Consider the following 12556-nt stretch of genomic DNA (forward strand, 5'->3'; position numbering starts at 1 on the left):
TTCGCAAGTAAACGGATAATGAGAAAACTCTATGTGAATGGTTTAACCATTGCATAGGGTTTTTTTGGAATTTTGTGTTTAACAGCGGTCATAGGACGCGCAATCACTGTCAAAGGAAGTAGTTTTCAGGTGAGTAGCTTTTGAGATTGAAATAACATCTCCCGCTGTAAAAGCATTTTTATAAATAATAGAAAGATTATCCGTTTGCTGTACTTTACTACAGTCATAAATGTGGTGCATTAATATATGTGACAGACAGCTTTGTACATGGCAGAAATTTCGTTGCGCATACTTCCTGATTACAGGTGTTTAAGATAGGTGTGTTATTCGGACAAGCTTATTTAGTTATATTTTATAATAATTAATAAATGCAATGATGTTTTACAGTTTTGAGAGGCTCAAAAAGTGTCAATATAATGTTTTTATTCTATTTCGATGGATAGGATGAACATTAGGAAAAAGGCTTGTCTCAAAATAAACATAGAGACAACCCCTTTTTTAATTTTATTCATACCAAATGCTGTCTTCTGAAATCCATTGGACTCAAACCTAAGTGCGTTTTTATAAATTTTGTGAAGCTAGAAGGCTGTTCAAATCCAAGCTTCTCAGCAATTTGATGAATAGGCTCTTTAGTCGTTAAAAGCAAGTTTTCTGCAAGTTCCAGCACCCTGGATTTGATAAAATCCTGAGCTGTTCTACCGGTTTCTTTTTTTAGCATGTCCGAAAGATAATTAGGTGAATACCCCATTGCTTGAGCAAGGCCTTTTACACTTGGTGTACCTGATCTTTCAATAATATCCACTGTACACTGTTCATTTAAAAGCTCTTCGAACTTGGTGACGGCGTCTTTATAAACCACTGCTCTAGTGATAAATTGCCTGCCATAAAAGCGTTTAGCGTAGTTTAAGAGTAATTCCAAATTGGACACAACGAGTTCTTTCGTGTAAAGGTCTATATTTTTACTGTATTCATTCTCAATGTTCTTCACTATACGTTCAATCGTCTCTCTCTCTTGTTCAGAGAGCTGCAAGGCTTCATTTGCTTCGTATTCAAAAAACATGGTTTCCGATGGATTAGCATTTTCAAAATTCATCGCAGTAATTAATGGATGTTTAGGTTTATTGTATCCGAGTAATTCATGTAAGTCAGATATTGATTCAACCGTTAACATGATTTGCCCTCCTTATGAACAAAACAATTCCTCGCAAATAGAAAGCTCTTCTTATCATATCCTTTGAATTTCAAGTAAGACATAGTCTAATCCACGATAAACTTGTTTGAATTACAGAACTATTTATCAGTAATCTGGACAATATCATCAGTAACCTGGATACGTACCTAATCGAATGGGTTGCAGTATAAATATATTACTTAAATGAAAAGGAGAAGAATTACGATGATTACAAAAATCATCCTTATTACTGGAGTTACTGATGGAATCGGAAAAGTTGCGGCGAAAACCATGGCAAAGCAGGGACACACTGTGATCATTCATGGACGGAATCAAAACAAAGCACAGAGACCCTTAATGTATTTTCACCATTGCTCTTAACAGAGTTATTATTAGATGTTCTTTCAAAAAGCCCCTCAGCAAGGATCATTAATACCTCTTCCGCAACACATAGGATTGCCAAAAAACCAGATTTCAGCGATTTACAGTTGGAAAAGGACTACACCTGGTCCGGTGCGTATGCATCCTCCAAATTGTATACGATTTGGATCACAAGACACTGGTCAGCTGAACTAATGAGAAGGGGACTGAAAAATATAACTGCGAACGTGTTACATCCTGGTGCTGTTGCGACTAGATTTGGACAAGACAACGATAAAGGTTTTATTAATAATATAGTGTTTAAGTTGGCACTTCCATTCATGAATACGCCATAAAAAGGAGCTACAACCGTATATTTGGCCACATCACAAGAAGTAGAAAAGGTTAATGGGAAATTCTTTGGTAACATGAAGGAGGAAAAACCAAGGGATCGATATTATTCTGTAGAAAACGAAATAAAAGTTTGGGATTATTGCCAAAAGGTTATTAGCCCTTATATGAATAAATAAGTACGGAGCAATAATAAGGTTTAACGATGGCCCCTCTGCTTTCCTGAAGTTGAGGGGCTTTTTGTATTCATTTTCTTTCCTAATAATCAGTAATAGGGACAACTTTGTCTGTAATCAGGCTATGTTAACCATAGATCTGGAGTTTTAAACTATAAGTATCCATTAAGACAACCTTAGATGCGTTATCACGCTGTACCTAAGTGTAGGCTGGAAATAGTGTATGAAGGGGGATGAGATAGGGATACGAATACAATTCAAATACAACAATTTAGCTGATATCTGAAATATATAATATGAAAAAATGAAAGGGGTATAACAAGTATGTGTAAAGTTCATGCATTGAGTGTTCCCAGTGCGAATGCGCCATTTGAACGGACGATGATTGAACGGAGGGTATTGCGCCCAGATGATGTTCTAATCGATATTAAGTATAGTGGTGTATGCCACACCGATGTTCATATGGTCCATAATGATGGAGGTTACTCTCAATTCCCAATGGTTCCCGGTCATGAAATGACAGGAATTGTAGAAGCGGTTGGAACGGAAGTAACTAAGTTTGTAGTGGGTGACCGGGTTGGAGTAGGGCCTCTCGTGAACTCTTGTGGAGAGTGCGAGAATTGCCTACGTGGTGAGAATATGTTCTGTAAAAAGGGCATGGTCATGATGTATAATTCCGTAGACTACGATGGAAATATTACTTACGGTAGTTACAGTCAAAAAATTGTAGTGAAGCAAAATTACGTACTTCAGATCCCAGATAGTTTGGGCTTAGATGTTGCCAGTCCACTACTCTGTGCAGGAGCTACGGCTTACTATCCTTTGAAACATTGGGGAGTAGGTCCAGGCAAAAAAGTCGCTATCGTCGGTATTGGAGGTATCGGCCACCTAGCTATCAAATATGCCCATGCATTAGGAGCTGAAGTTACGGCCTTGAGTCAGACAATGGATAAGAAAAGCGATGCGCTAAGTTTTGGCGCCGATCATTACTATGCAACGAACGATCCTGACACATTCTCGACGCTAGCTAGTCAATTTGATGTGATTTTCAACACGACCTCTGCAAGTCTTAATTTAGATGCTTACGTATCCATGCTTAATATAAATGGTACGTTTGTTATCATCGGTGATTCCGGTAAGCCGAACCAATTTAATACGCTCAGTTTGCTTATGGGTCGTCGCAGAATTGCAGCAACGCCTGGAGGCGATCTTCTTGAAACCCAAGAAATGCTTGATTTCTCCGCAGAGCATGGTATTGTCCCTGAAATTGAGGTAATTCACACCAATCAAATCAACGAAGCTTTTGAGCGACTTATCCGAAATGATGTACGATATCGATTTGTTATTGATACATCTACCTTTTAAGTCGTATTTTCGAGGATAACTCAATAGACACAAACATCATCAAAAGCACTTATCTGAAAGACAGGACTTACAATAGAGCGGACGAATTGCTGCTCGTCCGCTTTTCTAATTTATTAATACGCTAGTAAATTAGCTCATAAGAATAGAGAAGAAGTGAATTTGCATTGATAACATTGGTCATAGTTGGAGCAGATCCCGGATTGGACTTTTCACTGGCTAAGACGTTTGGTAAACACGGATTTCGTATCGCTATGATTTCAAGAACATAAGAGAAACTAGACCAGTATACTGAGCAATTAACTAAATTGAGGCTCAAGGTTTTGCTGCGGATGTTACTAACAAAGCACAGCTTACTAGAGCTTTTCAAGAAATTAAAAGTACATTGGGAACTATAAATGTCATGGAATTCAGTCCATACAGCGGAAATGTACCTACGACATCGTTGAAGAAAGCCTTTTTTTAATTGAATTCAAATGTGTATACCAAGTTTCCGCTTTTTCAAGACAAGATAAAATGTTATACATTGGTTCTTTATTTTTGTTGACATTTAAAAGATGAAGCCCAGCCAACCAGAATTCCGTTCCGATCCTCATCCCCCACGAGCACATTAAGCTTTCTTGGCCTTTATGATCACAGAAATAATGTGATGATTCACGCTCGTACCAGATACCCAATCATTGATGATTAATTTACATAATCCTATAAATTACCTGAATACAGAACTAATGTTTGGCTTTATAATAAATAAGAATACATGTTCGTATGTATATGATCGTTTTTTTGGAGGGTGCAGCATGACTAAAACAACTGAGCGGACAATTCTTTTGGCGGATTGCCAGAGTTTTTATGCGAGTGTAGAAAAAGCTTCCTACCCAGAGTATAAAAATAAACCGCTTGCGGTAGCAGGCGATCCTGCACGCAGGTCTGGAATTATTTTAGCAGCATGTCCTATGGCCAAAAGTTTCGGGGTGTCTACAGCAGAACGGCTCGGTGAAGCCCTCAAGAAGTGTCCTGAGCTTGTGATCGTCCGTCCCCGTATGAAACACTATATCGATGTCTCTTTAGCAATTACGGATATATACAAGGAATACACTGACCTGGTAGAGGTGTTTAGTATCGATGAGCAGTTTCTGGACATTTCGGGTAGTTTTAAAATTTTTGGAGATTCTTTAACCGTTGCAAGAGAAATTCAAAAGAAGGTTCTTTTACAAACCGGGGTTTGGGTACGAATAGGAATCAGTTCCAATAAGGTTCTTGCCAAAAGCGCAACCGATATTTGGGCTAAAAAAATTAAAAGCGGTATATTCACGTTGCCCAAGACAGAATTAGAGCAGCTGCTCTGGCCACAGCCAGTTAATAAAATGTTTGGGGTAGGTTCGCGGATGTCGTCCCATTTTGAGCGGCTTGGTATGACAACCATTGGAGATATCGCTAGAACCTCTCTACCAGATCTTAAGTCTAAATTTCGCGCTCGTTTTGGAAAACAGTCGGATATACAGGCGGAGGTCATGTGGAAAACAGCCAATGGTCTAGATGAGAGTCCTGTAGCTCCGTATACCTTCAGTTCTCCACAAAAGTCGGTAAGCCATATGATGACCCTACCCCAAGATTATCTGGAACCAAATGAAGTAGAGACCATCCTGCTTGAACTCTCGGAAGAAGTTTGTCGAGACAGTCGTCGTAAGGGGTGCATGGGCTCTGTCGTGACCGTTAGTTGTATATGTAGCCCATATGAGGCTCCCACCGGATTTTCCAGGCAAATGAAGCTTACAGATCCGACTAACAATACGAATAAAGTGTACAACGCAGCAAAAAAAAATATTTTATAATTTTTGGAACGGTATGCCGATACGACGCTTAGGTGTCACTTTAAGTGGGTTGGTTGACGACCAAACTTATCAACTTTCCTTCTTTGAGGATCATGAGCGTATCCGCTCCTTGGAAGAAGCAACAGATAAAATTAAAGAACGCTATGGTAGCGCAGCTATCGTAAGAGCGTCCTCTTTGACCCAAGCTGGTCAGGCACTGGAGAGATCCCTAAAAATCGGGGGGCATTATAAATAAATGAAGGGATATACTGATGTAATTTAGAATTACTAGAGCAAGGTCAGATCCCACTACATATTGGTCTGAAGAGTTCTTGGGAAACAGGTAAAACTAAAAAACTGTTAATCTTTGAATTAAAGTCTAGAAAATTATTGCTGGGCTTTGTTAATACTACAATGCTATTTGGTATTTTAGCTGTGTTTTATACTTTTCCTTCGGTTCGATCCATACTCCTGTTTGTCCCAGCACTTTCCGCTGAATTTCACTTGCAATACTCAACGGATCTCCGAACAGGGAGAGACTTCCGCTCATATCCAGAAATTGTTCATCAATGCTGAAAACCTCAACCAAATCCGTATACTCATTATAGATTTCTGTTATTTTTAATGAGACATCGATATAATGCTGCATGCGCAGGCGTACAATGATAAGGTCAGGACATTTTTTACAGCTTCCCCCAGACGTACTGCAGTGGATATACCATGTTTTTTGGCCAGCGGACACGTGGCTAAAATAATGCCTGAACGAAGTGCAGGGTCACCGGCCACAACGAGCGACTTATGTTGGTATGCGGGATTATCCGCTTTTTCGACGCTGGTGTAAAAGCTTTGGCAATCTAATAGAAATATGGTTCTACTTCCACGCTCCTTCACAATGTTGACCTCCTCTCCTGGCATGTGATTAATCATATTCCAGAATATTCTTGAACATATACCCTTATAGTAGTATTATATATAGAACAAGTGTTCCTAATACAAATGTATTTTTTGGAACATTACAGTTTACGGGAAACCTAGCATGGCGTATCATATTATCTTGAACAAAAACAAGTGGAAATGAATGAATATTGAGGGGAGAAAACCATTTTTATGAACCCAAAACGTCGACCATCATCTCAAAAACGCAGTAGGTGGCGCATTTTTGGCAGAGTTTTGCTGATTAATATCAAGTGGTTCTCGCTTGCGGGTGTACTTGGAGTGCTGTTTGCCGGAGGTCTTATTTCCGGTTATGTGGCGGCACTGGTTCATGATGAACCTGTACGATCACGTCAATTGATATATGAAAAGGTAAATGAGAATGCTCTGACCAGTTTTGTATTTTTTAATGATCAGGTAACTCCGGTTGGAAGAATGCGCATGGAAGAGGACCGACAGCTCGTTGACTTGAAGGATGTCCCTCAGTCCATTGTGGATGCCCTCATTTCAACAGAAGATAGCCAATTTTATGAGCACCATGGTGTAGATTTAAAGGGGACGGCTCGTGCTGTCAAACAGAAACTTTTGAATGAAAACCGCCAAACTGGCGGCAGTACACTGACGCAGCAGGTAGCCCGAAGAGTTTTCCTCAGTCTGGATAAAACGGACAGCCGAAAGGTGAAGGAAATGCTGCTGGCACTACGTATGGAGCGTTTTATGGGCAAAGACAAAATATTAACGGCTTACTTAAATAAAATGCCTTTTGGTAATGGTTCCGCTGGTTACAATTTGTATGGAATCAAGTCTGCTTCGTTAGGAATTTTTAATGTAAGTGATCTACATAAGCTTCATATTGCTCAAGCGGCTTATTTGGCAGGTCTTCCACAGCTGCCATCTGTTTATTCCGCTTTTGATGGTAAAGGGAATTTTGATGAAGAAGGTTTCAACAAAGCGATGGAGCGCCAACGTGTTGTGTTGGGAAGAATGCTGGAAACAGGCAAGCTCACACTGTCCGAATATAATGATGCGCTTCAATTTGATGTGAGAGCGACTCTTGCACCCCATCGCGAAAAAAGCTATAACACATTCCCTTATTTGATGCTGGAAACAGAGCGGGAGGCCGCACAGCTGTTAGCACTCCAGCAAAATCCGAATCTCACAGCAGCCGAGATTTCTAAGCCTGAGCATGCTGAACTTCTTCAAAATACGCGAGAAGAGTTGCAACGGTCCGGCTATCGAATTTATACAACGATAAATAAAAAAAATTTATAGCAATATGCGACAGATTGCAGCTAATCCACAAAATTTTTCTCCATACAGTAAGAAGAAGGGACTAGAACAGATTGCGGCAATCATGATTGATCATAAAACAGGGGCTATCCTCGGTATGATCGAGGGCCGGGATTTTAATACCGAGCAAATGAACTATGCAACTCAAATGACACGTCAGCCCGGTTCTGCCATGAAGCCTATTGCTGCTTACTTACCTGCTTTGGAGAAGGGCTACACTCAGCCCGCCGGTCTTATTGATGATTCACAAATCATATTGAAAGACGGACGAAAGGGTTATCATATTCCTAAAAATTATAACAGAAGGTATGAGGGGCTTATGACAGCCCGTGAAGCACTCAATCGGTCAATTAACATCCCTGCACTGAGGCTGTTTTTATATGAAGTTAAAATTCCAAACGCTTGGAATTTTGTGCGTTCTCTTGGAATTACGACGATTCAGCCGCAGGATGAACATGCTCAAACAGGAGTTCTAGGTGGACTTAGTAAGGGGGTATCTGTCGAGGAACTGACCGCAGCATATGGAACAATTCCCAATATGGGCGTGTATAATGCCCCTCACTTGATCAGTAAAATTACAGATGCCAACGGTAAGATTGTATATGAATTTAAACCACAGACGAAACGTGTATATTCGCAGCAAACCGCATTTTTGATGACGGATATGCTCAGAACCGTTATATCAGACCCAAGAGGAACTGGCAAACGTCTGCAAAAAGCTTTTAAGAGCTACGGTACCATTGATATTGCGGGTAAAACGGGTACGACACAGAACTTTGGTGATGTGTGGTTTATGGGATACACACCTGACGTTACGCTAGGCGTATGGGCTGGTTATCGTCAACAGGTTAATACATTATCTCAAGAAGGTCACACCAGAGCACAGTCGGTGTGGGCGTTGATCATGAATGAGGCGGTCAAGGACCAGCCTGAGCTTTTTAAGAATAAGCATTTTATACAGCCGGAAGGCGTTGTGAAAGTTACGGTATCTAGTCTTACAGGTAAGCTGCCAGGGCGCTATTCCCGCCAATCAGGTCACCTCGTGACTGACTGGTTTAACCAAAAGTACGTGCCGACCGAAGTCGGAAGAGAACAGCTTCCACGTTCTGCTAGACCAGTGGTTCCGTCCAAACCAGATATCAAGAAAGAAGATGTCCCTGAGATTAAGGTACCAGTAACAGATCAAGAGGAGGTTCCACCAGAGGAAACAGTTCCTTCTGTTCCTGACACAGACGCAGAGATCGAACCGCCTGATGAGAATAACGATGTGCCATCAACGGATACTTCGCAACCTTCTGTTGAAAACGAGCCGGAGACACCACCTGAATCAGAAAACCAGAATGGTGCTCCAAAAACTCAGCCTGATGAGGTTATCTATCCTGAACCAACGACTGATCAATCCAACAACTAAGCAACATGGACGATCTAGTTTAGAATACCGTTTCCAACAATATTGACAGTGACCTGCAGATGAAAACGGACACGGGGATACTCCTCATTCCAACGCTATTCCATTACAATGGCTACCTTGAATGGGAAGTTGGATAGTCAGGCTCCGGTACATCTGTCGGACAGAATTCTCGGTGCCTGAATAAACTTCATTGGTACTTTACCTTCATTGGTTTGAGATTCATCTACAACTTCTAGTGTTTGCTGGAGTAGGCCCTTAGGAGTAAGATCATAAATCGATGCATTTGCCAATCTGGCATCCTTTAAGCTGTCCTGATCCCAGCAGCCTGTTGTAATTATGAGTAGAGCCAGCATTTTATGCGGCTCTGCTCTTTTTTCATATTTTAGACTTCTCCTTTTTGAAAATACGAGCCAAATTATTTGCATGTAACCAATGGGCTTTAAAATTTTCTCTTTGTTCAGGCAAGTAGGCAAGGCGAGATTATAAGGGGTCATAGTCTTGGGTCAGATCAATTCCCAGGTAGTATCCGAGTTTACGCCGAACCTCACTGCGGGCAAAGGATGAAAGCATGAAAAATCGTCTTTGGTAACCTCGGCATACATACAAAACCTCTACGCCTTCATGATTTCGGATTTCGCTGTATATTTTCACTCCCTGTCTTTTCATTCGTGCTTTTGTGTCTGCTAATTGAACAGTTACGCGCTGTTGTACTCCAGTCAGGCTACGAATATACAAATCGGGCATTTTTAGAGGAGAGATATTCATAATGCGAATGTCTCGTTCCAGCACATCCAGTACAAGTGTTAGAAGTACACACATCTTGATCAGTCCTGCGTCTTCTTCAGAAGGCAAAGGAGCTTTATGCTTGTTATCAAGTACCTTTCTGTTTGTCATAAATATCTCCTTTACGCGGAGTGAAAGTACAATATATAATAAGTATATTCAGAACGTATGTTCTGAATATACTTCATCATAGGAATTTTTCTGTTGCTAAAGCAATCATCAATTATTGGAAAAGTGCGGGGAGCGCTACTTCCATGTGCCATTATGTAAAGATTCTTGCATATAGGGCCGATGACAGCCAAACAGAGTTTATGTTAAGCTAATGGATAAAAAACTTACATAGAAGGGGATAGCGTTCTGATAACGACGTTTTTTACTATTTAACATAAGAGAGTCAAGAAAGAAGGGTTACATATTGTCACGTTCGTTATATGCAGCTTTATTATTGTTGAGCCTTATTTGGGGCGGTTCTTTTATGTTTATTAAGGTGTTATTGCTACATCAAGTAGGACCGTGGACCATTGTATTTCTGCGATCCAGTTTTGGTCTTATTTTTATCATCTTATTAATGCTTCTTATACGCAAGCCGTTTAAAATCAAAAGCATTCCGTGGAAATCGGTTATTCTGGTAGCATGTGTCAACATGGTTTTACCATGGACATTGATTGGTTTTAGTGAGACCAGAATAGCTAGCAGCATGGCTTCTGTATTGAATGCCACCACGCCAATATGGACTATGTTGGTGGGTCTTGTCTTCTTCGGAGCTATATTTCATCGCCTGCAGTGGTTAGGAATGGGGCTCGCTTTTATAGGAATTATTATTTTATTGGGTATTAATCCTGCCTCTATTATTTCTGTTGATCCGGTAGGTTTTGGATGTATGCTGCTTGCGACTCTCTGCTACGGATTTGGAACACAGCTCTCCAAACGTTTTCTCTCCAATCTTTCCATGTATCAGGCTACCTTTGCGACACTGTTTGGTGCGGCAGCAGGGGGTGGTATTATGATGGTAATTGTAGAGAGACCAGATTTGTCGATCGTTTCTGTTCCAGGAGTATTAGGTTCCCTAATAGGACTAGGAGTTTTGGGTTCAGGGGTAGCATATATCTTGTTCAACTATATGATTTTGCGGGGGAGTGCGGAATTCGCTTCTTCGGTAACGTATTTTGTACCAGTGAGTGCCATCGTATGGGGCTTTTTACTTCTGAATGAGCATATCGGCTGGAACGTGCTGACCGGTCTGGTTCTTATACTCGGGGGCGTATTTATGGCCAATCAGCGCAGAACAGCCAAACTAAGGGTAATAACTCCAAAGTGAAAATAAAACACACTCAGGTCATTGAGTGTGTACTCGCCAAACCTTTGGTATAATGCGTCAACTCGCACATACAATAAAGCATGCTCACACATAAAATAAAATATGGTGCAGCAAAAAAGCAAGCTGTTTAGCAGGTGACAAGGTGTGGTATAATAAATTATAGAATTATATGCACCACAGAAATGTCGGAGTTTTATTCCACAAAAGAAAGGATCAGGATACCATGTGTCCCCGAAGGATACTTCCCCAAAGGACGATTTGGAAACGATTTGATCTGTCTTATACTTAGCTTTTCCGCGGAGTAACGTCAAGTTGCGAAAGCCAACTCTGCGGAAGAGGGGATTGTACATGCGAAGGACCAAGTCCTCCAGGCACATCTTACCAGGTTGCTTCCGTAAGAGTGGGTTCATCCACATCAAACTTACGAGAAACCGAGGGAGCCTGTATGAGGAAAACTTACGAATCTATCGTGAACAATGGAGCACTGAGACAGATTGCTGTCATGTTGCTCGGAACATGCATTTTAGCTTTTACGTACTATCACATTAACGCCCAGAATCATTTGTCAGAGGGCGGATTTGCAGGCTTAGCTCTGCTGGGGCATTATGCGTTTGGCATATCTCCAGCATGGAGTATGCTGATGCTTGATGTTCCTGTCATATTGCTGGCATGGGTACTGAAGGGCAAAAGATTTATGATGCTAGCATTAATCGGAGCCGTCGCCTTTTCACTGTTTTATGCAGGATTTGAGAAATACTCGACTCTGGTTATAGATCTGCATGGAAATCTGCTGATAGCAGCTCTACTTTGTGGGGTGCTCACAGGTTTAGGAGCCGGAATCGTACTGCGATTCGGTGGAGCAACCGGGGGCGATGATATTTTGTCTCTGCTGGTGAGCGAGTGGCGCGGATGGAAAATCGGCAACGTGTTTATTGTCAGTGACATCATCGTGCTAGGATTATCGCTGTTGTATCTGCCTGTAAAGGAAACAATGTTTACTATACTGGCTGTGTGGCTTGCCGGAAAAATAATTACATGGACGACCACGTTCCAATTGCACCGACCTGTGAAAAAGGTACTGCCAGCGGCTAATCCCGCTAAAAAGGTAGTTGCCAAAACAGTGCCGGTCGTCCACAGCCTTCGTCAATAAGGAAAGGGTGTTACGTCAGGAGAGAAATCTTCTTACGTAACACCCTTTCGCTGTATTCAGCTTCATCTCCCTCTTCTTTGATCGCTCGGCAATTCACGTTCAGCAGCACATGAAGGACTCTTTAGAATTAGAAAAAGCAAAATTTTGGTCATACCCATTGTAACTTGAATGCTGTTTTTATATTTTTTCTACTTCTTATTTTCTTCTACTGGATGATTATCGTTCCATTCTTCAGCTTGAGCAGTGGCAATCGCAATAGCACGCCCTTCTTCATAGCCCTCGCGGAGTAGAGCGTTAGCGATATCAACGGCTTTTTCTCGCACCCGGGGTTCCAGATTTTTCATGGATGGCGGGTAATCATGTTTGTTCCAAGGCATTGTTGCACACTCCTTTTTAGCAGATGTTGTATTATGTATTACCCGTTGTTGGCTTAGACAAAC

General features: G+C 41.2%; 9 protein-coding genes and 3 pseudogenes. 7 read left to right on the forward strand and 5 right to left on the reverse strand.

Annotated elements, in window-relative coordinates:
• Nucleotides 1-508 precede the first annotated feature (508 nt).
• Nucleotides 509-1171 carry a helix-turn-helix domain-containing protein gene (locus C400_RS0114945; RefSeq protein ID WP_017427466.1) on the reverse strand — a complete coding sequence of 221 codons (663 nt, stop codon included), beginning with the start codon at nt 1169-1171 and terminating at the stop codon, nt 509-511.
• Between the two features lie 225 nt (nt 1172-1396).
• Here C400_RS0114945 and C400_RS26860 point away from each other — a divergent pair, with 225 nt between their 5' ends.
• The 4 genes and pseudogenes from C400_RS26860 to C400_RS0114965 all read left to right on the forward strand — a co-directional run bounded on the left by C400_RS26860 (nt 1397) and on the right by C400_RS0114965 (nt 5487).
• Nucleotides 1397-1552 carry an SDR family NAD(P)-dependent oxidoreductase gene (locus C400_RS26860; RefSeq protein ID WP_017427467.1) on the forward strand — a complete coding sequence of 52 codons (156 nt, stop codon included), beginning with the start codon at nt 1397-1399 and terminating at the stop codon, nt 1550-1552.
• A complete protein-coding gene (locus C400_RS28730) occupies nt 1543-1887 on the forward strand; it encodes a hypothetical protein (RefSeq protein ID WP_081338578.1) in 345 nt (114 codons plus the stop codon). The genes C400_RS26860 and C400_RS28730 overlap by 10 nt, the downstream gene beginning before the upstream one ends.
• A gap of 495 nt (nt 1888-2382) precedes the next feature.
• Nucleotides 2383-3423, forward strand: a complete 1041-nt coding sequence (locus C400_RS0114960; protein ID WP_017427469.1) for an NAD(P)-dependent alcohol dehydrogenase — start codon at nt 2383-2385, stop codon at nt 3421-3423.
• Nucleotides 3424-4217: 794 nt separating this feature from the next.
• A pseudogene (locus C400_RS0114965) lies at nt 4218-5487 on the forward strand (DNA polymerase IV).
• 204 nt (nt 5488-5691) lie between these two features.
• Here the strand turns inward: C400_RS0114965 and C400_RS26870 are convergent.
• Nucleotides 5692-6146 (reverse strand): annotated as a pseudogene (locus C400_RS26870) (Y-family DNA polymerase); the annotation flags it as partial.
• 192 nt (nt 6147-6338) lie between these two features.
• Here C400_RS26870 and C400_RS0114980 point away from each other — a divergent pair.
• Nucleotides 6339-8865: pseudogene (locus C400_RS0114980) on the forward strand (transglycosylase domain-containing protein).
• Nucleotides 8866-9002: 137 nt separating this feature from the next.
• Here the strand turns inward: C400_RS0114980 and C400_RS27910 are convergent.
• Nucleotides 9003-9359: a hypothetical protein gene (locus C400_RS27910; RefSeq protein WP_026065457.1), complete on the reverse strand. Its 357-nt coding sequence runs from the start codon at nt 9357-9359 to the stop codon at nt 9003-9005.
• Nucleotides 9346-9759, reverse strand: a complete 414-nt coding sequence (locus tag C400_RS0114990) for a hypothetical protein (protein WP_017427470.1) — start codon at nt 9757-9759, stop codon at nt 9346-9348. The genes C400_RS27910 and C400_RS0114990 overlap by 14 nt, the downstream gene beginning before the upstream one ends.
• 304 nt (nt 9760-10063) lie before the next feature.
• On the opposite strand from C400_RS0114990, the gene C400_RS0114995 reads away from it, so the two are divergent.
• Together C400_RS0114995 and C400_RS0115000 are read left to right on the forward strand one after the other, a co-directional pair.
• Nucleotides 10064-10966 (forward strand): DMT family transporter, encoded by a 903-nt coding sequence (locus C400_RS0114995; protein ID WP_017427471.1) that lies wholly within the window; start codon nt 10064-10066, stop codon nt 10964-10966.
• A gap of 445 nt (nt 10967-11411) precedes the next feature.
• Entirely contained in the window at nt 11412-12116 is a 705-nt protein-coding gene (locus C400_RS0115000) for a YitT family protein (protein ID WP_017427472.1), read from the forward strand.
• A gap of 188 nt (nt 12117-12304) precedes the next feature.
• Here C400_RS0115000 and C400_RS0115005 read toward each other — a convergent pair whose 3' ends face one another.
• Entirely contained in the window at nt 12305-12493 is a 189-nt protein-coding gene (locus C400_RS0115005; protein WP_017427473.1) for a hypothetical protein, read from the reverse strand.
• Nucleotides 12494-12556: the final 63 nt, after the last annotated feature.

The organism is Paenibacillus sp. ICGEB2008, from assembly GCF_000307675.1.
GTDB classification, from domain to species: Bacteria; Bacillota; Bacilli; order Paenibacillales; family Paenibacillaceae; genus Paenibacillus; species Paenibacillus polymyxa.

Bases quoted from the DNA above. Each gene is read 5' to 3' on its own strand.
- C400_RS0114945 (WP_017427466.1), bottom strand. From the start codon at position 1,171: ATGTTAACGGTTGAATCAATATCTGACTTACATGAATTACTCGGATAC.
- C400_RS26860 (WP_017427467.1), top strand. From the start codon at position 1,397: ATGATTACAAAAATCATCCTTATTACTGGAGTTACTGATGGAATCGGA.
- C400_RS0114960 (WP_017427469.1), top strand. From the start codon at position 2,383: ATGTGTAAAGTTCATGCATTGAGTGTTCCCAGTGCGAATGCGCCATTT.
- C400_RS27910 (WP_026065457.1), bottom strand. From the start codon at position 9,359: ATGACCCCTTATAATCTCGCCTTGCCTACTTGCCTGAACAAAGAGAAA.
- C400_RS0114990 (WP_017427470.1), bottom strand. From the start codon at position 9,759: ATGACAAACAGAAAGGTACTTGATAACAAGCATAAAGCTCCTTTGCCT.
- C400_RS0115000 (WP_017427472.1), top strand. From the start codon at position 11,412: ATGAGGAAAACTTACGAATCTATCGTGAACAATGGAGCACTGAGACAG.
- C400_RS0115005 (WP_017427473.1), bottom strand. From the start codon at position 12,493: ATGCCTTGGAACAAACATGATTACCCGCCATCCATGAAAAATCTGGAA.